We start from the raw sequence: 18,972 nt of genomic DNA, 5'->3' as shown, positions 1-18,972 counted from the left end.
CGCGGCAACATTCCCACGCCGTTTTCACCGTTTGACGGCGGCGGCCAGGCGGGCGGAGAACAGTGCCGCCTGTTGATGCAGATGGTCGATAAAGGCCGTCACCAGCGCCGATGAAGGGCGGTGCAGCGGCCGTATCAGGCTGACGGTGAACGGCACGTCGATGCTGAATGGCCGCACGTGCACGCCGCTGCCGGCATAGTCGAGCGCCGTCAGCGGGTTGACGATCGAGACCCCCACGCCGGCTCTCACCATGGCGCACACCGACGCCGCGCTGTGCGTTTCCATCACCATGCGGCGCTCGACGCCCTGCTCGGCGAACAGCGCATCGAGCAAGTGGCGATAGCTGTCGGTGCTCGACAGGCTGATAAAGTTTTGCCCGGCGAAATCCTGCGGCGTCAGTTGGCCTTTCGCCAGCAAAGGATGGCCCGCCGGCAGCACGCAGACCTCATTCAACGTCATCAGCGTTACCCGCTCGGTGCCCGCCGGCGTCAGGGTGGTTTCCGTCAGCCCCAGATCGTGGCGCTGGGCCGACAGCCACTCTTCCAGCAGCGGCGATTCTTGCGGGATCACGCTGAAGCTGACTTCCGGGTAACGTTCGATAAAGGGCCGGCACACCGCCGGCAGCAGCGATTGGGAAAATACCGGCAGGCACACGATCGACAGCTGCGCCTGCTGAAACTGGCGAATGCCGGCGGCGGCGTTGACGATGCGATCGAGGCCATAATAGGAGCGTTGCACCTCTTCGAACAGCCGTAGGCCCTGCACCGTGGGGGACAAGCGCCCGCGAACCCGATCGAACAGCTGCAGCCGAATCAGCTTCTCAAAGCGTGCCAGCTCACGGCTGACGGTGGGTTGCGAGGTTTGCAGCAGGGCTGCCGCCTCGGTCAGGTTGCCGGTGGTCATCACCGCCCGAAAGATTTCTATCTGCCGCAAAGAGATGCTGTGCATGACGAGGCTGCTCGACTGTAAAGAAAGCTATATCATAAATGAATAGACTACGGCTAAATAGATATTTTCCACCCGATTCAGCGTGCGGCACTATGGCCTTATCTGCCGTTACTTTCGAATTGGGAATATCGCCATGCCACGCCCGTTGCACGACACCTCCACCGCGTTGAACGCCGCTAACCTGCTGGCCTTGCCGCAGCGCTTCGGTTGCCCGGTCTGGGCTTATGATGCCGACATCATCAGCCAGCGCATCGCTCAGCTGCGCCACTTCGACACTATCCGTTTCGCGCAGAAAGCCTGTTCGAACATTCATATTTTGCGCCTGATGCGCGAGCAGGGCGTGAAGGTGGATTCGGTGTCGCTCGGCGAAATCGAGCGGGCGCTGCAGGCCGGTTTTCAGCCGGGCGGCGAGCCGAGCGATATCGTGTTTACCGCGGACGTATTGGATCACGCGACGCTGGCGCGCGTCAGCGCATTGAAGATCCCGGTCAACGCCGGTTCCATCGATATGCTGGATCAGCTCGGCCAGGCTTCCGCGGGGCATCCGGTGTGGCTGCGCATTAATCCGGGGTTTGGCCATGGCCACAGCCAGAAAACCAACACCGGCGGCGAGAACAGCAAGCACGGCATCTGGTATGCCGACCTGCCGCAGGCGGTGGAGAAGATCCGCCGCTACGGCCTGAAGCTGATCGGCGTGCATATGCATATCGGCTCCGGCGTCGATTACCAGCATCTGGAGCGCGTCTGCGATGCGATGGTGCAGCAGGTGATCGATCTCGGTCATGACATCAGCGCCATTTCCGCCGGCGGCGGCCTGTCTATCCCGTATCAGTACGGCGAAGAGGCGATCGATACCGAACACTATTTCGGTTTGTGGAACCGGGCGCGTGAGCGCATCGCCGCGCATCTGGGGCACCCCGTGCAGTTGGAGATTGAACCCGGACGTTTCCTGATGGCGGAGGCGGGCGTATTGGTGGCCGAGGTGCGGGCGGTAAAAGACATGGGGAGCCGCCACTTTGTGCTGGTGGATGCCGGTTTTAACGATCTGATGCGCCCGGCGATGTACGGCAGCTATCACCATATTTCGCTGTTGCCGGCCGATGGGCGCGACACCTCGGAACAACCGCTGCGCGACACGGTGATCGCCGGGCCGCTGTGCGAATCCGGCGACGTCTTCACCCAGCAGGCGGGCGGCGGCGTGGAAACCCGCGAGCTGCCGCCGGTGCAGATCGGCGATTATCTGGTGTTTCACGATACCGGCGCCTACGGCGCATCGATGTCCTCCAACTACAACAGCCGTCCGCTGTTGCCTGAAGTGCTGTTCGAAAACGGCGAGCCGCGTTTGATCCGCCGCCGCCAAACCATCGAAGAACTGATCGCGCTGGAACTTATCTGATAAGCGGGCGGGCGCCTTGCGCCCGCTTCACAGCGTCATGCGACGGTGCTGGCCATTGGGCAATTGCACATCCAGCGACAGCGTGCCGCCCATCGCCTCGATATAGCGTTTGAGCGACGACAGCTTTATTTCGCTGCCGCGCTTTTCCAAATTGGCGACGGAGGGTTGGCTGATGCCGAGCCGCTTCGCCAATTCAACCTGAGAGACCGCCAGCTCTTCCCTCAGCATTGCCAGCCGCAGTTCGAAAATTTCCTTGTCCGCCTTTTGCCTGGCTGCGGCAACGACGGCGGGATCGAGCTTGTCGATCAGTTGGGATAACGGTTTGGCCATCTGCACTACCTCCGGGTTGCCAGATAATGTGAAAATTCCATGGCAGCGATGGGCAACATGCGCTGGTAAAAGCGTTTGTCGCCGGTTTTATCGCCACCGCACAGCAATACTGCTTGCCGCTGTGGGTCAAAGGCGAAAAACACCCTGAAAGGGCGCCCGCGATGTTGAACGCGCAACTCCTTCAACTGCCGGGCCGCGTCGGAAAAATGCAGCGTATCGGCGTGCGGCCGCGCCAACTGCGGGCCGAACGTCTGTAATTTGAAGATCGCCGCCAGGATGCTTGTTTGCTGGGCGTTGTTCAGCGCCAAAAACCAGTCGTCGAATCGTTCGACGGTCACCACTTGCCACATGATGCGCTTCGAATATAGCGTTTATGCTATATAGCGTAAAGGTTATTGTGCCAACAATCTGCACGAACGCAGGGAGCGGAAAAAATCCAAAAGTGAGAAATGCGGCGGGCTGCGCAATCTGAGCGCATGGGTGACGGCTCACCCATGCGGCGGCATGATTACGGCTGTTCGTGCGCGTTGTTGAGGGTGGCGACCGAGTGGCGGCGCACCAGCGTTGGGCTGAACATGTTGGTGATTTCCGGCAGCGGTTGCCGGTTGGCCAGCGCCAGCGCCAGCTCCGCCGCCTGGGTGGCCATCGCCACGATAGGGTAGCGAATGGTGGTCAGGCGTGGGCGCAGGTAGCGCGAAATCAACACGTCGTCGAAACCGATCAGCGAAATTTCTCCCGGTACGTCGACGCTGTTATCGCTCAGCACCGACAGCGCGCCGGCGGCCATCGGATCGTTGTAGCAGGTAATGGCGGAGAACGAACGGCCGCGGCCGAGCAATTCGGTCATCGCCTGTTCGCCGCCGATCTCGTCCGGTTCGCCGTAGGCGATCAGCTTTTCATCCACCGCAATGCCGTGTTCCTGCAGCGCGTCGAGATAGCCTTGCAGACGATCGGTGGCGTCGGAAATCTGGTGGGTGGAGCAGATGATGGCGATGCGCTGATGCCCTTGCTGGATCAGATGTCGGGTCGCCAGCCAGGCGCCGTAGCGATCGTCGAGCGCCACGCAGCGCGTTTCAAACCCCGGCAGCGTGCGATTGATGAGCACCATGCCCGGGATCTGTTGCATCCAGCCGCAAAGTTCCTGATCGCTCAGCCTTTTGGCGTGCACCACCAGCGCTTCGCAGCGGTGCCGCACCAGCTGTTCAATCGCCTGACGCTCTTTTTCGGCGTCGTGGTAACCGTTGCCAATCAGCAGAAAATTGTGGGTGGCGTAGGCCACCTGCTCGACCGCCTTGACCATCGCGCCGAAGAAGGGATCGGAAACGTCGGAGACGATCAGCCCCAGCGTCTCGGTGGATTGCTGCGCCAGCGCTCGTGCGTTGGCGTTAGGGTGATACTGCAGCTGTTCCATGGCGGCCTGCACCGCAGTGCGCGACCCTTCGCTGGCCTTGGGGGAATTGTTTATCACGCGGGATACCGTGGCCACGGAAACACCCGCCAGCCTGGCAACATCCTTTATCGTAGCCATATCAGTCAACACATCCTGGGTAATCGCTTACATCCCCCAGTTTTGCGGAAAAAAACCGGGGCTGCAAGCGGTCTCGTGCGCAACTTGTGGTGGCGGTTGCAGAATCTCTTCGAGTCTATACGCATAACCGACTGCTACCGAACGATAGCGCAATTTGTACGTTGGCACTGGCGACGGGCTGAGGTAACGTCTGTGCATTCCGATTTGCGCCGAGAACGCCATGTCCATTAAACGCTATCCGCAGCTCGCCCATTGGGGCGCTTATACCGCCGTGGTTGAAGACGGCCGGCTTATCCGTTGTGAACCCTTCGTCGACGATCCCGACCCTTCGCCGCTGCTCGATTCCATCGTCCCGATGGTCTACTCCGACAAACGCATCCGCAAGCCGGCGGTGCGCCGCTCGTGGCTGCAAAAGCGCGAGGGCAGCGACCGGACGCTGCGCGGCAGGGAAGATTTCGTCGAGGTGGACTGGGAATTGGCGCTCGATTTGGTGGCGCAAGAGAATCGCCGGGTGCGCGAGCGTTACGGCGCCTCCGGGTTGTTTACCGGCTCTTATGGCTGGTCGTCGGCCGGGCGGCTGCACCATGCCCGCTCGCTGGTGCGGCGGTTCTACTTCAGCGGCGGCGGCGGCGTCGATCAGCAGGGCAACTACAGCTGGGGCGCGGCGCAGTTCTTTCTGCCGTATGTGATCGGCACTTTCTCGCCCTTGACCGGACGCGTCACCAGTTGGCCGAGCGTGGTGGAGCATTGCGAGCTGTTTGTGGCGTTTGGCGGGTTGGCGCTGAAAAACGCTCAGGTCTCTTCCGGCGGCGCGGCGGAACATGCGCTCAAGCCCTGGCTGCAAAAGCTGGCGCGCAAGGGCACGCCGGTTATCAACATCAGCCCGATGCGCGATGATTGTCCCGAGTTTGTCAACGCGGAATGGATCCCGATCCGGCCGAATACCGACGTGGCGCTGATGCTGGCGCTGGCTTACGAAATCCAGCGGCTGGGCGCGCAGGATGAAGCCTTCCTGCACAGCCACTGCGTGGGCTATCAACAACTGGCGGATTACCTGAACGGCGCCGGTGACGGCGTGGCGAAAACCCCCGTTTGGGCCAGCGCCATTACCGGCATTCCGGCGGCGCGCATCGTGCTGCTGGCGCGGCAACTGATCGGCGTGCGCAGTTTCATCACCTGTTCCTACTCCGTGCAACGCGCGCATCGGGGGGAGCAACCGTATTGGATGATGATCGCGCTGTCGGCGATGCTGGGCCAGGTGGGGCTGCCGGGCGGCGGTTTCTCGTTCGGCCACGGCTCGATGAACGGCGTCGGCAATCCGCGCGTGGACACGCCTGCGCCGACCATGCCGGTAGGCGAAAATCCGGCCGGGCTGGCGATCCCGGTGGCGCGCATCTGCGACATGCTGTTGCACCCCGGTGAGGCCTATCAATTTTGCGGCGAGACGCGGCATTATCCGGATATCCATTTGGTGCACTGGGCCGGCGGCAACCCGTTCCATCATCATCAGCAGTTGAATCGGCTGGTGGAGGGCTGGCAGAAACCGGACACGGTGATCGTTCAAGATATCTGGTGGACGGCGGCGGCCAAAATGGCGGACATCGTGCTGCCGGTCACCAGTTCGCTGGAGCGTAACGATATCGGCGGCTCGTCGCGCGATCGCTACGTGTTGGCGATGCATCAGGCCATTGCGCCGCAGCATCAGGCGCGCAACGATTTCGATATCTTCGCCGATCTGGCGGAGCGTCTCGGCTATCGTGAGCGCTTTACCGAGAATCGCGACGAGCGGGCCTGGATCGAAGCTATCTACCGGCAATGCGGCGCAGCGCAGCAGCGCGCCGGCGTCGCCTGGCCCGAGTTTGAGGCCTTCTGGCAACGGGGCTATGTCGAGCTGCCCGCGCCGGCTAAAGAGTTCGTATTTTTTGACGCATTCCGCGCCGATCCGCAGGCAAACCCGCTGCAAACGCCCAGCGGCAAGATAGAGCTGTTCAGCGAGCGGATCGCCGGCTATCGCTACGAAGATTTCGCTCCGCATCCGCAGTGGCGGCCGCCGGTGGAGTGGCTGGGCGCGCCGCAGGCCAAAAACTGGCCGCTGCATCTGATCTCCATTCAGCCGAGCGATCGCCTGCATAGCCAGATGGATCCGGCGCCGCTGCCGCAGGGCAACAAGACCGCCGGGCGAGAAACCTTGTACATGCATCCGGACGATGCGGCGCCGCGCGGTGTGGCGGACGGCGCCGAAGTGCTGGTCAGCAACGCGCGCGGCAGCTGTCTGGCGGGGGTATCGCTCACCGATGGCGTGACGCGCGGCGTGGTGCTGATGGCGACCGGTGCCTGGTTCGAGCCGGGTTTCGACGCGCAGCGCCGGCCGGTCGAGCAGGCGGGCAACCCGAACGTGCTGACGCTGGATATCGGCACCTCGCCGCTGACGCAGGGGCCGAACGCCATGAGCTGTCTGGTCGAGGTCAGCGCACGATGAGCGAAGATGTCACGTCTGGGTCACTGGCTCGTCGTTGTTATATTTATTTTCGTCGCTGCGGGAAGGTTTAAGTTTCATTGAGTTATTACAGCAGATCGTGGGAAATTTACAGCTGGTTGCATTTGGAGCAGAACTCTTGCGATTCGCCGGTAGTTTCCTGCACGCCATCTCTCTAGAGTAGGTGATCCCAGAGGTATTGATTGGTGAGAAATCAGCGTGCCTTGCATGCTGAAGCCATTTTCAATTGCACCAACCTACGCGGATGCGTAGGTTTTTTTTTGCCTGCCATATAGTATTCTTTTCCCTACAACGATTTACGCCTCCATGGCCAAGGGAGAAGGGCATGATCTTTTCACTGCTGCGCGCGCTGTTTCGCCTGTTGTTTCGGGTACGGGTCGAAGGGGACGTCCAGCACTTCGAACGGCAAAAATTACTGATTACGCCGAACCACGTCTCTTTCCTCGACGGCGTACTGCTGGCGCTGTTCCTGCCGATAAAACCGGTGTTTGCGGTCTATGCCAGCATCGGCGAGAGCTGGTTTATGCGCTGGCTGCGGCCTTACATCGATTTTGTCTCGCTCGATCCCACCAAGCCGATGGCCATCAAGCAACTGGTGCGCATGGTCGAGCAGGGACGGCCGATCGTGGTGTTCCCTGAAGGGCGCATCACCGTGACTGGTGCGCTGATGAAAATTTACGACGGAGCGGCGTTTATCGCCGCCAAATCGGGCGCGACCGTGGTGCCGGTGCGGATCGATGGCCCGGAGTTCAGCCCGTTTGGCCGCATGGCCGGGGTGTTCAAGATCCGCTGGTTCCCGCAAATCAGCATCCGCATCTTGCCGCCGACCACGCTGCCGATGCCGGAAGCGCCGCGCGCGCGTGAACGCCGGGCGCTGGCGGGCGATCGGCTGATGCAGATCATGATGCGGGCGCGCATGGAGACGCGCGAGCCGCAAACGCTGTTCCATGCTTTGCTGGCGGCGCAGCACCGCTATGGGCGCCGCAAGCCTTGCATTGAAGACATCGCTTTCAAAGAGGACAGTTACCAGACGCTAGTCAAGAAATCGCTGGGCGTCAGCCGCATTCTGCAGCGCTTTACCGCCGAGGGGGAGCACGTTGGGCTGCTGTTGCCCAACGCCATCATTACCGCGGCGGCGATCTTCGGCGCTTCGCTGCGCAATCGCATCCCGGCGATGCTCAACTACACCGCAGGCGCCAACGGCCTGAACAGCGCGATGACGGCCGCCGGCATCAAGACCATCATCACCTCGCGCCAGTTTCTGGAGAAAGGCAAGCTGACCCACCTGCCGGAACAGGTGCCGCAGGCTAACTGGGTGTATCTGGAAGATCTGAAAGAGACGGTCACGCTGGCGGATAAGCTGTGGATCCTGCGTCACTTGCTGCAGCCGCAGCGCGCGGCGTTGCCGCAACGTCCGGAGGATCCGGCGCTGATCCTGTTCACGTCCGGATCCGAAGGCCATCCCAAGGGCGTGGTGCATTCGCACGCCAGCCTGCTGGCCAACGTAGAACAAATCCGCACCATCGCCGATTTCACGCCGCGCGACCGCTTCATGTCGTCGCTGCCGCTGTTCCACTCGTTCGGCCTGACGGTGGGGCTGCTTACGCCGCTGATCACCGGCAGCCGCATTTTCCTCTACCCCAGCCCGCTGCACTATCGCGTGGTGCCGGAGCTGGTGTATGACCGTAACTGCACGGTGCTGTTCGGCACGGCGACCTTCCTTAACAACTATGCGCGCTTCGCGCATCCGTATGATTTTGCCCGCCTGCGCTATGTCGTGGCCGGCGCGGAGAAACTGGCGGACAGCACCAAACAGATCTACCAGGACAAATACGGTATCCGCATTCTGGAAGGCTATGGCGTGACCGAGTGCGCGCCGGTGGTCTCGATCAACGTGCCGCTGGCGACCAAGGTGGGCACCGTCGGCCGCATCATGCCGCAGATGGAGGCGCGTCTGATCGCGGTGCCGGGTATTGATAACGGCGGCCGTCTGCAGCTGAAGGGGCCGAATATCATGAAAGGCTATCTGCGGGTTGAACGCCCCGGCGAACTGGAGCCGCCGGCGGCGGAAGATGCGAACGGCGTGCTGCAGCCGGGCTGGTATGACACCGGCGATATCGTCAGCCTGGATGAGCAGGGTTACTGCACCATTCGCGGGCGCGTGAAGCGCTTCGCCAAGCTGGCGGGCGAGATGGTGTCGCTGGAGAGCGTCGAACTGCTGGCGCAACGGCTGTCGCCGGATAAACTGCATGCCGCCACGGTCAAAAGCGACAGCAGCAAAGGCGAGGCGTTGGTGCTGTTTACCACCGATCCCGCCATTACCCGCGAGGCATTGCTGCGGGTGGCGCGCGAACTGGGCAGCCCGGAGCTGGCGGTGCCGCGCGATATTCGCCTGTTGAAAACGCTGCCGGTGCTCGGCAGCGGCAAACCTGATTTCGTCACCCTGCGTCATATGGCCGAACAGCCGGAGAGTGCCTGATGAATCCTTCGACCGAATCCCCTTTGTTGTCACGCGGCATGATCGCGGTGATCAGCGCGCAGTTCCTTTCGGCGTTCGGCGACAATGCGTTGCTGTTCGCCACGCTGGCGTTGATCAAGCAGCAGCTGTATCCGGACTGGAGCCAGCCGATCCTGCAGATGGCCTTTGTCGCCACCTATATCATTCTGGCTCCGTTCGTCGGCCAGATCGCCGACAGCTTTGCCAAAGGGCGGGTGATGATGTTCGCCAACGCCCTGAAATTGGCGGGGGCATTGGTGATCTGTTTTGGTGGTAATCCGTTTCTGGGTTACAGCCTGGTCGGCGTGGGAGCCGCCGCGTATTCACCGGCTAAATACGGCATTCTGGGCGAGATCACCAGCGGCGAGAAACTGGTCAAGGCTAACGGCCTGATCGAGGCTTCGACCATTGCGGCCATTCTGACCGGTTCGGTGGCCGGTGGTATTCTGGCGGACTGGCACGTGGCGGCGGCGCTGGCGGCCTGCGCGTTGGTTTACGCGGGAGCGGTGGTCGCCAACCTGTATATTCCGCGTTTGGCGGCGGCGCGTCCTGGCGCTTCGTGGCGTCCGCAGGCCATGACGCACAGCTTCTTTGCTGCCTGCGTTACGCTGTGGCGCGATGGACAGACGCGTTTCTCATTGATTGGCACCAGCCTGTTTTGGGGGGCCGGCGTGACGCTGCGTTTTCTGCTGGTGCTGTGGGTACCGGTGGCGCTCGGCATCGCCGATAACGCCACGCCAACGCTGCTGAACGCCATGGTAGCCGTCGGCATCGTGGTGGGCGCGGGTGCCGCCGCGCGCTTCGTCACGCTTAAAACGGTGAAACGCTGTATGCCGGCCGGGATCCTGATCGGCGTCGCGGTCGCGGTGTTTGCGCTGCAAACGACCATGCTCAATGCCTACGTCTTGCTGGCGCTCATCGGCATGCTGGGGGGCTTCTTCGTCGTGCCGCTCAATGCGTTGCTGCAGGAGCGGGGCAAACATTCGGTTGGCGCCGGCAATGCGATCGCAGTGCAAAACCTGGGTGAAAACGCTGCCATGTTGCTGATGCTGGGCCTGTATTCTTTGGTCGTGAAGCTGGGCGTGCCGGTGGTGGGTGTCGGCGTAGGGTTTGGCGTGGTGTTTGCGCTGGCGATTAGCGCGTTGTGGTGGTCGCAGCGGCGGTGAAACGGGGCGCAGCCTGGCTGCGCCCTCAGGCTTCAAGGCGCCGGAATGGTAAACCGGGTGTGGATTTCTTCGAGCGCCTGCAGCACGTCCTCATCCAGAATCACGTCGAGGCTATCGAGGTTGATTTTCAACTGCTCCACCGAGGTGGCGCCCAACAGGGTGCTGGCGACGAACGGCTGCTGACGCACGAAGGCCAACGCCATCTGCGAAGGATCCAGCCCGTGTTTTTTGGCCAGCGCCACGTATTCGGCGATCGCCCGTTGGGTTTGCTGCCCTGAATAACGGTTGAAGCGGGTGAACAGCGTATTGCGCGCACCGGCCGGTTTAGCGCCGTTGAGGTATTTACCGCTCAGCGTGCCGAACGCCAGGCTGGAATAGGCCAGCAGTTCTACTCCTTCGTGCTGGCTGATTTCGGCCAGGCCAATCTCAAAGCTGCGGTTCAGCAGGCTGTACGGGTTTTGAATCGACACGATGCGCGGCAGCTCGTGTTTCTCCGCCAGTTGCAGATAGCGCATCACGCCCCAGGGCGTTTCGTTGGAGACCCCGATATAGCGAATTTTACCGGCGCGCACCTGCTCGGTCAGCGCCTCCAGGGTTTCCAGCAGCGTGACCGTGGCTTTGTCATCGGTATATTGATAGTTGAGTTTGCCAAAGCAGTTGGTGGCGCGCTGCGGCCAGTGCAATTGGTAAAGATCGAGATAATCGGTGTTCAGCCGCTTGAGGCTGGCGTCCAGAGCGGCGCGGATGTTTTTGCGATCGAGCGCCTGCTGCGGGCGGATGCTGCTGTCAGTGCCGCGCACCGGGCCCGAGACTTTGCTGGCCAGGACGATTTTTTCGCGATTGCCGCGCGCTTTGATCCAACTGCCGATATAGCTTTCGGTCAGGCCCTGGGTTTCCGGGCGGGGCGGCACCGGGTACAGTTCGGCGGTATCTATCAGGTTCACGCCTGCGGCCAATGCATAGTCCAGTTGCGCATGGGCGTCGGCTTCGCTGTTTTGTTCGCCAAAGGTCATGGTGCCCAGTCCCAGCACGCTCACTTCTAAAGAACTGTGGGGAATACGGTGGTATTGCATTAACGGCCTTCCTTTCTTGTTAGCGCTGACGGGCCGTGCGGCCCGGTGAAACAGGAGCCCAATTCAGAAGACGGCGCAAAGTCCGTCGGGCGGCGATGTCGCCTTTCCTGACTATAACCAAGCGGTGAAGATGGGGGAAGCGGATTCCGTGCGGACACGAATGAGGGCTACCGCGCTCGAGCGGGCGATAGCCGGCGTGCGGTGATTAGCGTTCGATAACCTGGGAAACCTGATCGCCGTTGATCTGGCGGTGATTGCCTTTCTCATCTTTATAACTGATGAGCCCGGTGTCTGTGTCGATCTCCGGTTTGCCTTGCGTCAGGATCATGTTGCCGTCTTTGGTCGCCATGACGTAGTCGCTGGAACATCCCGCCAAACCGGCGGCCATAACCAGCGCAGACACTGCCATTACCCACTTTTTCATCCTGCGGATCCTCGATTATGCAGAAAACAATGTTCTTTCAAGATTAGCAAACTCTTGGCAGAGAGCGTCTCAGATAAGTCTTTATCTGATAAGAAAAACTGAAATGAGGGGGCAACGAAACGGCGGAAGCCGCCGATGGCGGCCTCCGCGCAGGGTTATTCCGGCGAACGGTTTTTCTTGCTGCGCATCAGATTGAGCGCTTCTACCGACATGGAGAAGAACATGGCGAAGTAGATGTAGCCTTTCGGCACGTGCACCTGGAAACTTTCCAGCATCAGCGTGAAGCCCACCAGGATCAGGAACGCCAGCGCCAGCATTTTCACCGACGGATGGCGATTGACGAATTCGCCGATCGGCCGTGCGGCGAACATCATCACGCCGACGGCAATCACCACCGCCGCCATCATGATGAACAGGTGATCGGAAAGGCCTACGGCGGTAATCACCGAATCCAGGCTGAAGATGATATCCAACAGCATGATCTGTACGATCGCGCCGAAGAAGCTGTGCACCTTGGTGTGGTGCTCTTCTTCCGTGCCTTCGATGGTTTCGTGGATCTCTTTGCTGGCTTTCCAGATCAGGAACAATCCACCGAGCAGCAGGATCAGATCGCGGGCGGAAATGGCGTGATCCAGCACGGTGAACAGCGGGTGCGTCAAGCGGATCACCCAGGCGATGGAGGCCAGCAGCGCCAGGCGCATCAGCATGGCGGCGGCCAAGCCCATTCGGCGAGCTTTGTTCTGTTGCGCTTTGGGCAGCTTCGCCACCACCAGCGACAGAAAAATGATGTTATCAATACCCAGTACGATCTCAAGAATGGTTAGCGTACCTAACGCTAACCAGGCATTGGGATCCATAATCCATTCGAACATTGCCCGACACACCTTAATACTTAATAAATGCAAAGGGTGAATTATACGCGTTTATCGTGGCGCTGACAGGGCTAGCTAAACCAGAGTTAAACGAAATCGCTTAGATTGAGAAATGTCTTGCCAGCAGCGCGCCGGTAAAACCCTTTTTCAGATAGAAACCGCGCGGCAGCGTCATGATAGGTTGCCCCTGTTCGCCGATGGCTTCGGTGAGCGCCTTGTTGTTGGCCGCTTTGGGGCGCAGTTGCAGCACTTCGCCGTGGCGTGCGGTGATGCGTTCTACGTGACCGAGCACAATCAGATCCATCAGCTCTTCCCAATCGCGGCGCAGCATCTCTTCTTCTGCAGCGCTCGGGCTCCACAGCAGCGGCGAACCGACGCGGCGCTGCGCCAGCGGGATTTGCCGTTCGCCCTCTACCGGTATCCACAATACGCGCGCCAGCTTGTGGCGAACGTGGCTGCTGGCCCAGGTGACGCCGCTGTTGCCGGTGAGCGGGGCCACGCAGACGAAAGTGGTCTCCAGCGGTTTGCCGGCGGCGTCGACAGGAATGGTTTTCAGCTCAATGCCCAGCTCAGGAAAATCCTGTTCCGGTTTGCTGCCAGCCATGGCGCCGAGGTACAGCTCCAGCAGCATGCCCACCCAGCCTTTATCGCGTTTCAGATCCTTGGGGATCGGCAACTGCGCGCGGGCGGCCAGTTCGCCAAAACTGAAGCCGGCCAGCGCCTGAGCGCGCTCGAACAGCTGCCGTTCATTTTCCGGCGGGGGCGGCAGAGGGGATAAAAACGCCATAAATCAAGCCTGTCGAATTTGGTTGAAAAACGTACTGCAAAGATACACGGGAAACGGTAACCCCAGTCGCCTGGGGAAAAGAATAATAGTAGCATGATTTTACATGACTTTTTTTCTTTCCTTGCGCGGACGACAATGCACCCACGAGGCTTGTTCACCTGAAGCCACCGACAATAAACAGGATCTTACACCTATTTATCCACAGATTTATGGGATAACCCAAATTTTTACCGATCACTGGTTCAATTTACAGCCTTGACTCGGGCGGTTTTTTACGAATTTGTCCGTTTTGTGCGTAACTTGCCCGGATAATCTGTGGATAAAAACGGCGTTGGTGGATCTTTCGCCAGGGTAAGATCCTTACCGTGCATAGATCACATTTTTGCCCTGTACATAACTGTGGGATATTGGTTAATTATATGTTTTTATAAATAATATTGTTTTATCTGTGTGAGGAGGGATTTTCGGGGACGAGAGTTTTACCGGCTTATCCCTCGAGTTCTACACACACCTATCCACAGAAAAAGTGAATAAAACCGGTCTGAAATGCCGATGCATGTTTATAACTTTGCCTATATCTGTGAGTTATCCCAATGTTATCCGGCCCGCAGCGCCGTAAAGCAGTGGTTTACCGCCTGTAGCTTGTGTGAAACAATCAGGACATCTATGCGAATTTAAGCTTATCGAGGTAGTCCGGTGATCGATGATGATGGCTACCGCCCGAATGTTGGTATCGTAATCTGTAATCGTCAGGGGCAGGTCTTATGGGCCCGCCGTTACGGTCAGCACTCCTGGCAGTTTCCCCAAGGTGGGATTAACCCTGGCGAAACTGCGGAGCAGGCGATGTACCGTGAGCTGTTCGAAGAAGTGGGGCTGAGTAAAAAGGATGTGCGCATCCTGGCTTCGACCCGCAACTGGTTGCGCTATAAATTGCCGAAACGTTTGGTGCGTTGGGACACAAAGCCGGTTTGTATCGGCCAAAAGCAAAAATGGTTTTTGTTGCAGCTACTGTGCAATGACGCTGATATCAACATGCAGCGCAGCAGCACGCCGGAGTTCGACGGTTGGCGCTGGGTGAGCTTCTGGTATCCGGTGCGCCAGGTGGTGTCATTTAAACGCGACGTCTACCGCCGGGTGATGAAAGAATTCGCCGTGACCGTGATGCCGATGCAAGAGCAGGCGGCGCCGCGGCAGGCCCCCGCTTATCGCCGAAAGAGAGGTTAAGTTAAGCCGACTATGCTCACGCGCTTGCGAGAAATTGTAGAGAAGGTGGCCGCGGCGGCCAGTCTGACGGATGCGCTGGATCTGCTGGTCAATGAAACCTGTCTGGCGATGGACACCGAAGTGTGCTCCATTTACCTGGCGGACAACGATCGCCGCTGTTACTACCTGATGGCCACGCGCGGGCTGAAAAAGCCGCGCGGGCGCACTATCGCATTGGCGTTTGACGAAGGTGTCGTCGGGTTGGTCGGCCGCCGGGCCGAACCCATCAACCTGGCCGATGCCCAAAGCCATCCCAGCTTCAAGTACGTTCCGCAGGTCAAAGAGGATCGTTTCCGATCCTTCCTCGGGGTACCGATCATTCACCGGCGCCAGCTGTTGGGGGTGTTGGTGGTGCAGCAGCGCGAGCTGCGCCAGTTCGACGAAAGCGAAGAGTCGTTCATGGTCACCCTGGCCACGCAGATGGCCGGGATCCTTTCACAGTCGCAGCTTAATGCCATTTTCGGCCAGTATCGCCAAACGCGCGTGCGCGCGCTGGCGGCCTCGCCCGGCGTAGCGGTGGCGGAAGGGTGGCAGGACAGCAGCCAGCCTTCGCTCGATCAGGTTTACCGCGCGTCGACGCTGGACACCGCCAGCGAGCGCGAGCGCCTGACGTTGGCGTTGGAAGAGGCCGGCGCGGAATTTCGCCGCTTCAGCAAGCGTTTTGCCGCCAGCTCGCAAAAAGAGAGCGCGGCGATCTTCGATCTTTATTCTCACCTGCTAAACGACGCCCGCCTCAAGCGCGAATTGTTCGCCGAAATTGACAACGGCTCGGTGGCGGAATGGGCGGTGAAGCAGGTGATAGAAGCCTTTGCCGAACAGTTCGCCAAACTGCAGGACACCTATATGCGCGAGCGCGGCAGCGACCTGCGTGCGCTGGGCCAGCGCCTGCTGTTCCACCTCGACGACACCACTCAGGGGGCCACCCAGTGGCCGGCGCGTTTTGTGCTGGTGGCGGATGAACTGACCGCGACATTGCTGGCCGAAGTGCCGCAGGATCGCCTGGTTGGCGTGGTCGTGCGCGACGGCGCCGCCAATTCGCATGCGGCGATTTTGGTGCGGGCGATGGGGGTGCCGACGGTGATGGGCGCCGACATCCAGCCTTCTCTGCTCAGCCAGCGGCTGCTGATCGTCGATGGGTATCGCGGCGAACTGCTGGTCGATCCTGAGCCGGTGCTGGTGCAGGAATACCAACGGCTGATCAGCGAAGAACAGGAACTGAGCAAGCTGGCGGAAGACGACGTCGAACAGCCGGCGCAGTTGAAAAGCGGCGAACGCGTTCAGGTGATGTTGAACGCCGGCCTCAGCCCGGAACATGAACAGCTGTTGGGCGGCCGGGTGGACGGCGTGGGGTTGTACCGCACTGAAATTCCGTTCATGTTGCAAAGCGGTTTCCCTTCTGAAGAAGAACAGGTCGCGCAGTATCAAGGCATGCTGCAGCTTTACCCCAACAAACCGGTCACGCTGCGCACGCTGGACATCGGCGCCGACAAGCAACTGCCCTACATGCCGATCAGCGAAGAAAATCCCTGCCTGGGCTGGCGCGGCATTCGCATCACTCTGGACCAGCCGGAGATTTTTTTGATACAGGTGCGCGCCATGCTGCGCGCCAATGCCGGCACCGGCAACCTGGGCATTTTGCTGCCGATGGTCACCAGCCTGGAAGAGGTCGATGAGGCCAAGCGCTTGATTGACCGCGCCGGGCGCGAGGTGGAAGAGGTGCTTGGCTACGCGATCCCGAAACCGAAAATCGGCGTGATGCTGGAAGTGCCGTCGATGATTTTCCTGATCCCGCATTTGGCCGGGCGCGTCGACTTCATCTCGGTAGGCACCAACGATTTGACCCAGTACCTGCTGGCGGTGGATCGCAACAACACGCGGGTAGCCTCGCTGTACGACAGCCTGCATCCCGCGATGCTGCAGGTGCTGAAGCTGATCGCCGAACAGGGGAAAGCGGCCGGGCTGCAGCTTAGCCTGTGCGGTGAACTGGCCGGCGATCCGATGGGCGCGCTGTTGCTGGTAGGCATGGGCTATCGCAATCTGAGCATGAACGGACGCAGCGTGGCGCGCATCAAATACCTGCTGCGGCATATCGATCTTGCCGACGCCGAAGTGTTGGCGCACCGAGTGTTGAACACCCAAATGACCACGGAAGTGCGCCATTTGGTGGCGGCGTTTATGGAGCGACGCGGCATGGGCGGGTTGATTCGCGGCGGCAGATAATCGCCGCGCGATGTGATTTTTTTACAGAACTTTTCCCGCGCTGCCGGCCCGGACCGCGCTAAGCCTATGTTATGATGCGCAACCTCAGCGCGACGCATGTTCGTCGTCTTGCAAACCGCAGCGGCCAACGCTGCCGTTTGAAAGGCGTGTGACAACCTGCGCCGACGTTTGGCACCTGCCGCCCCCGCATGGGGAAAAATAACAGACATGTTGTGGTGATAGATGAGCAATAGCTATCTGGCGTTTCCTAAATTTGATCCGGTCATTTTCTCCATTGGCCCGGTTTCTTTGCATTGGTACGGCCTGATGTATCTGGTCGGCTTCGTTTTTGCCATGTGGCTGGCGGTGCGCCGCGCCAACAAGCCGGGCAGCGGCTGGACCAAAGACGAAGTGGAAAACCTGCTCTACGCCGGTTTCCTGGGCGTATTCGTCGGCGGCCGCGTGGGCTATGTGCTGTTCTACAACCTGCCGTTGTTCCTGGATAATCCGCTCTATCTGTTTAAAGTCTGGGATGGCGGCATGTCGTTCCACGGCGGATTGATGGGGGTGATTCTGGTGATGTTCTGGTTCGCTCGCCGCACCAAACGCACCTTCTTCCAGGTTTCCGATTTTATCGCGCCATTGATCCCGTTCGGTTTGGGCGCCGGCCGCCTCGGCAACTTCATCAACGGTGAACTGTGGGGCCGCGTGACCACCGACACCCCTTGGGCGATGCTGTTCCCAAGCTCGCGCAGCGAAGACGTGGCGCTCGCCGCCGCCGATCCTTCTCTGCTGCCGCTGCTGAATCAGTATGGCGTGCTGCCGCGTCACCCGTCCCAGCTGTATGAACTGCTGCTTGAAGGCGTGGTGCTGTTTATCATTCTGAACCTGTTCATCCGCAAGCCGCGGCCGATGGGTGCCGTATCGGGCCTGTTCCTGATCGGTTATGGCGCATTCCGCATCATCGTTGAAGCGTTCCGCCAGCCGGATGCCCAGCTTGGCCTGTTCGACGGCGTGATCAGCATGGGGCAGATCCTGTCCATCCCGATGGTGGTGGCCGGTGTTATTATGATGATTTGGGCGTACCGTCGTCGCCCGCAGCAACAACTGTCGTGAGGGACAAATGAAACAGTATCTGGATTTGATGAACAAGGTGCTCGCCGAGGGCACTCCTAAAGCCGACCGTACCGGCACTGGCACGTTGTCGATTTTCGGCCACCAGATGCGTTTCAATTTGCAGGAAGGCTTCCCGTTGGTGACCACCAAGAAATGTCATCTGCGTTCGATCATTCATGAGCTGTTGTGGTTCCTGAACGGCGATACCAACATCGCCTATCTGCGTGACAACAAGGTCACCATTTGGGACGAGTGGGCCGATGAAAACGGCGATCTCGGCCCGGTGTACGGCAAGCAGTGGCGAGCCTGGGGGGCGGCGGACGGTCGTCAGATCGATCAGCTGAGCAACGTACTCCAGCAACTGAAACAAGATCCGGATTCGCGCCGCATCATCGTTTCCGCCTGGAACGTCGGTGAGCTGGACCAGATGGCGCTGGCGCCGTGCCACGCGTTCTTCCAGTTCTACGTGGCGGACGGCAAGCTCTCTTGCCAGCTGTACCAGCGTTCCTGCGACGTGTTCCTCGGCCTGCCGTTCAACATCGCCAGCTACGCGCTGTTGGTGCATATGATGGCGCAGCAGTGCGATTTGGACGTCGGCGACTTCGTCTGGACCGGTGGCGATACCCATCTGTACAGTAATCATATGGAACAGACGAAGCTGCAGCTGACGCGTGAACCCCGTCCGTTGCCGAAGCTGGTGATCAAACGCAAGCCGGCTTCGCTGTTCGATTACCGTTTCGAAGACTTCGAGATCGAAGGTTACGATCCGCACCCGGCCATCAAGGCGCCGGTCGCGATCTGACCTTAACCGCATCACACCAGGGGCGCAGCGATTGCGCCCCTTTTTTTATCCGCATTGCGCGCCGCGCCGCATTT

At 60.0% G+C, this 18,972-nt stretch carries 16 protein-coding genes; 8 read left to right on the top strand and 8 right to left on the bottom strand.

Annotation, left to right across the window (positions count from 1 at the left end):
• Nucleotides 1-24: 24 nt before the first annotated feature.
• On the bottom strand, nt 25-948 hold the full coding sequence (locus ACMGG9_RS18900; protein ID WP_047026615.1) for a LysR family transcriptional regulator: 924 nt from the start codon (nt 946-948) through the stop codon (nt 25-27).
• Nucleotides 949-1,081: 133 nt separating this feature from the next.
• Between ACMGG9_RS18900 and lysA the strand changes: the two genes are divergently transcribed.
• A complete protein-coding gene (gene lysA, locus ACMGG9_RS18895) occupies nt 1,082-2,344 on the top strand; it encodes a diaminopimelate decarboxylase (RefSeq protein WP_033644838.1) in 1,263 nt (420 codons plus the stop codon).
• Between the two features lie 27 nt (nt 2,345-2,371).
• Here lysA and ACMGG9_RS18890 read toward each other — a convergent pair whose 3' ends face one another.
• The 3 genes from ACMGG9_RS18890 to galR form a co-directional block, all read right to left on the bottom strand.
• On the bottom strand, nt 2,372-2,674 hold the full coding sequence (locus ACMGG9_RS18890; protein WP_025304078.1) for a helix-turn-helix domain-containing protein: 303 nt from the start codon (nt 2,672-2,674) through the stop codon (nt 2,372-2,374).
• Between the two features lie 5 nt (nt 2,675-2,679).
• Nucleotides 2,680-3,024, bottom strand: coding sequence for a type II toxin-antitoxin system RelE/ParE family toxin (locus tag ACMGG9_RS18885; RefSeq protein ID WP_033652133.1), 345 nt, complete (start codon nt 3,022-3,024; stop codon nt 2,680-2,682).
• A gap of 158 nt (nt 3,025-3,182) precedes the next feature.
• Nucleotides 3,183-4,202, bottom strand: coding sequence for an HTH-type transcriptional regulator GalR (gene galR, locus ACMGG9_RS18880; RefSeq protein WP_033652132.1), 1,020 nt, complete (start codon nt 4,200-4,202; stop codon nt 3,183-3,185).
• A 220-nt stretch (nt 4,203-4,422) separates the two neighbouring features.
• Between galR and ACMGG9_RS18875 the strand changes: the two genes are divergently transcribed.
• From ACMGG9_RS18875 to lplT, 3 genes are all read left to right on the top strand, one after another.
• Entirely contained in the window at nt 4,423-6,681 is a 2,259-nt protein-coding gene (locus tag ACMGG9_RS18875; protein WP_414161625.1) for a molybdopterin guanine dinucleotide-containing S/N-oxide reductase, read from the top strand.
• 343 nt (nt 6,682-7,024) lie between these two features.
• A complete protein-coding gene (aas, locus tag ACMGG9_RS18870) occupies nt 7,025-9,178 on the top strand; it encodes a bifunctional acyl-ACP--phospholipid O-acyltransferase/long-chain-fatty-acid--ACP ligase (RefSeq protein ID WP_206195813.1) in 2,154 nt (717 codons plus the stop codon).
• A complete protein-coding gene (gene lplT / locus ACMGG9_RS18865; protein WP_033644843.1) occupies nt 9,178-10,362 on the top strand; it encodes a lysophospholipid transporter LplT in 1,185 nt (394 codons plus the stop codon). The genes aas and lplT overlap by 1 nt, the downstream gene beginning before the upstream one ends.
• Before the next feature lie 32 nt (nt 10,363-10,394).
• Here the strand turns inward: lplT and ACMGG9_RS18860 are convergent, their stop codons facing one another.
• The 4 genes from ACMGG9_RS18860 to mutH all read right to left on the bottom strand — a co-directional run bounded on the left by ACMGG9_RS18860 (nt 10,395) and on the right by mutH (nt 13,518).
• Nucleotides 10,395-11,435, bottom strand: coding sequence for an NADP(H)-dependent aldo-keto reductase (locus tag ACMGG9_RS18860; protein WP_033644844.1), 1,041 nt, complete (start codon nt 11,433-11,435; stop codon nt 10,395-10,397).
• A 205-nt stretch (nt 11,436-11,640) separates the two neighbouring features.
• Nucleotides 11,641-11,859, bottom strand: a complete 219-nt coding sequence (locus ACMGG9_RS18855) for a YgdI/YgdR family lipoprotein (protein WP_016929923.1) — start codon at nt 11,857-11,859, stop codon at nt 11,641-11,643.
• A gap of 155 nt (nt 11,860-12,014) precedes the next feature.
• Nucleotides 12,015-12,731: a TerC family protein gene (locus tag ACMGG9_RS18850; protein WP_033644847.1), complete on the bottom strand. Its 717-nt coding sequence runs from the start codon at nt 12,729-12,731 to the stop codon at nt 12,015-12,017.
• Nucleotides 12,732-12,831: 100 nt separating this feature from the next.
• Complete coding sequence (mutH, locus tag ACMGG9_RS18845; RefSeq protein ID WP_033644848.1) at nt 12,832-13,518, bottom strand: DNA mismatch repair endonuclease MutH; 687 nt, start codon at nt 13,516-13,518, stop codon at nt 12,832-12,834.
• A gap of 696 nt (nt 13,519-14,214) precedes the next feature.
• Here mutH and rppH point away from each other — a divergent pair.
• The 4 genes from rppH to thyA all read left to right on the top strand — a co-directional run bounded on the left by rppH (nt 14,215) and on the right by thyA (nt 18,898).
• Nucleotides 14,215-14,742 carry an RNA pyrophosphohydrolase gene (gene rppH, locus ACMGG9_RS18840; protein ID WP_004931849.1) on the top strand — a complete coding sequence of 176 codons (528 nt, stop codon included), beginning with the start codon at nt 14,215-14,217 and terminating at the stop codon, nt 14,740-14,742.
• Nucleotides 14,743-14,754: 12 nt separating this feature from the next.
• Nucleotides 14,755-17,001, top strand: coding sequence for a phosphoenolpyruvate--protein phosphotransferase (gene ptsP / locus ACMGG9_RS18835; RefSeq protein ID WP_033644849.1), 2,247 nt, complete (start codon nt 14,755-14,757; stop codon nt 16,999-17,001).
• 222 nt (nt 17,002-17,223) lie between these two features.
• Entirely contained in the window at nt 17,224-18,096 is an 873-nt protein-coding gene (lgt, locus tag ACMGG9_RS18830) for a prolipoprotein diacylglyceryl transferase (protein ID WP_015378920.1), read from the top strand.
• Between the two features lie 7 nt (nt 18,097-18,103).
• Nucleotides 18,104-18,898 (top strand): thymidylate synthase, encoded by a 795-nt coding sequence (thyA, locus tag ACMGG9_RS18825; RefSeq protein WP_015378919.1) that lies wholly within the window; start codon nt 18,104-18,106, stop codon nt 18,896-18,898.
• Nucleotides 18,899-18,972 lie beyond the last annotated feature (74 nt).

The organism is Serratia sp. BNK-10 (assembly GCF_047456065.1).
Taxonomy (GTDB): Bacteria; Pseudomonadota; Gammaproteobacteria; order Enterobacterales; family Enterobacteriaceae; genus Serratia; species Serratia ureilytica.
The sequence above is the reverse complement of the archived record's forward strand: the minus strand, read 5'-3'. Positions and strand labels throughout refer to the sequence as shown.